The sequence below is a fragment of the Pseudomonas sp. 2822-17 genome (genome assembly GCF_002742485.1).
Taxonomy (GTDB): domain Bacteria; phylum Pseudomonadota; class Gammaproteobacteria; order Pseudomonadales; family Pseudomonadaceae; genus Aquipseudomonas; species Aquipseudomonas cyclaminis.
Map to the genome: position 1 here is coordinate 1 of NZ_LJRZ01000678.1, position 281 is coordinate 281.

Here is a 281-nt window from a genome sequence, read left to right on the forward strand (position 1 = left end):
CCATTAAATAATCATTACCTGGCTGCGCTGTAGTTTGAATTAAGTAGACGTCATAGCCACGGATACTTTCTTCAATATTCATCTGAATTTCACCGTCACTAAATTGTTTCACCGAGCTCTTTCCCAGATCCATCCCAATATGGCTAACAATTTCTTCTGCTAGTGGGATATTTGAGTTTAAAGCAAAAACTTTCATGTTTGATGTATCTCTATTTCCTGACATAACGACGCCTCCAAAAATAATAAATAAACATACAACTTTAAGTATACCAGTTGAGGCA

Annotated in this window: 1 protein-coding gene; it reads right to left on the reverse strand. The window is 35.9% G+C overall.

All coding sequences use genetic code 11. From position 1 onward, the window contains the following. Positions 1 to 196: ribose-phosphate pyrophosphokinase-like domain-containing protein (locus AOA60_RS23850; RefSeq protein WP_256592875.1), on the reverse strand; the 196-nt coding region annotated here is incomplete at its 3' end. Positions 197 to 281: the final 85 nt, after the last annotated feature.